At 77.9% G+C, this 1,594-nt stretch carries 1 protein-coding gene; it reads left to right on the forward strand.

The window, feature by feature from the left end:
* The coding region (locus HLB09_RS16795) for a CCA tRNA nucleotidyltransferase (RefSeq protein ID WP_246235712.1) at positions 1 to 1,562 on the forward strand (1,562 nt) is incomplete at its 5' end.
* Between the last annotated feature and the right edge of the window lie 32 nt (positions 1,563 to 1,594).

Below are 1,594 nucleotides of genomic sequence, written 5' to 3' on the forward strand. Positions count from 1 at the left end.
CCCCCGACGACGCCCGACCCGGGGCCCGCCCGCAGGCCCCGACCGAGGCTCCCCCGGAGCCGTCCTCCGAGGGCGCCGGCGGCGTGGCCGCCGCCGTGGCGGGCGCGCGCGACCAGGCCGTGGCCGCCCTCCTGGCCTTCGCGCCGGACGCCGTGGAGCTGGGGCGCCGCTTCGCCGCCGAGGGCCACGAGCTCGCGCTCGTCGGCGGGCCGGTCCGCGACGCGCTGCTCGGGCGCCTCACCGGGCCGGCCGACGTCGACCTCGACCTCGCCACGAGCGCCCGCCCCGGGGCGACGGCGCAGCTGCTCACGGCGTGGGGGGACGCCACGTGGGACGTCGGTGCGGCCTTCGGCACCGTGGGCGCGCGCCGGGGCGACGTCGTCGTCGAGGTGACGACCTACCGCAGCGACCTCTACGACCGGCAGAGCCGCAAGCCCGTCGTCGAGTTCGGCGACTCCCTCGAGGACGACCTCGTGCGCCGCGACTTCACGGTCAACGCCATGGCCGTGCGCCTGCCCGACGGCGCCTTCGTCGACCCGTGCGACGGGCTGCGCGACCTCGCGCACCGGGCGCTGCACACGCCGCGCTCGCCGGAGGACTCCTTCGCCGACGACCCGCTGCGGATGATGCGCGCCGCCCGCTTCGCCTCCACCCTCGGGCTGCGGGTGGCTCCCGCCGTCGTCGAGGCGATGACCGAGCGGGCGGGCACCGTCGCCATGGTCTCGGCCGAGCGCGTGCGGGTGGAGCTGGAGAAGCTGCTCCTCGGCGCCTCCCCCCGCGAGGGGCTCGAGCTGCTCGTCGGCACCGGCCTGGCCGAGCACGTCCTGCCCGAGCTGCCCGCCCTGCAGCTGGAGATCGACGAGCACCACCGCCACAAGGACGTCTACGAGCACACGCTGACGGTGCTCGAGCAGGCGATCGCCCTGGAGGACCCGCCCGGCGCGGACGGCGAGGGAGCCGTCCCGGGCCCCGACCTCGTCCTGCGGCTCGCGGCGCTGCTGCACGACGTCGGCAAGCCCGCGACGCGGCGCTTCGAGCCCGGCGGCGGCGTGAGCTTCCACCACCACGAGGTCGTCGGCGCGAAGATGACGGCGCGGCGCCTGAAGGCCCTGCGCTTCGACTCGGCGACGACGAAGCAGGTGGCGCGCCTCGTCGAGCTGCACCTGCGCTTCCACGGGTACGCGGGCGGGGAGTGGACCGACTCGGCCGTGCGCCGCTACGTCACCGACGCCGGGCCGCTGCTGAGCCGCCTGCACCGGCTGACCCGCTCGGACTCGACCACCCGCAACCGCCGCAAGGCGGCCCGGCTGGCGGCGGCCTACGACTCCCTCGAGCACCGCATCGTCGAGCTGCAGGAGGCCGAGGAGCTCGCCGCCGTGCGCCCCGACCTCGACGGCGGCCAGATCATGGCGGCGCTCGGCGTCCCGCCCGGCCCCGTCGTCGGGCGGGCCTACCGCCACCTGCTCGAGCTGCGCCTGGACCGGGGGCCGCTGGGCGAGGAGGCGGCCCGCGAGGCGCTGCTCGCGTGGTGGGCCGAGCAGCCGGAGGCGGCCGCGGGCTGACCCGGGCGCCGCGCGGTCGCGCCCGCCGGCGC

Origin of the sequence: Pseudokineococcus marinus, assembly GCF_013004605.1 — a bacterium.
Classification (GTDB): Bacteria; Actinomycetota; Actinomycetes; order Actinomycetales; family Quadrisphaeraceae; genus Pseudokineococcus; species Pseudokineococcus marinus.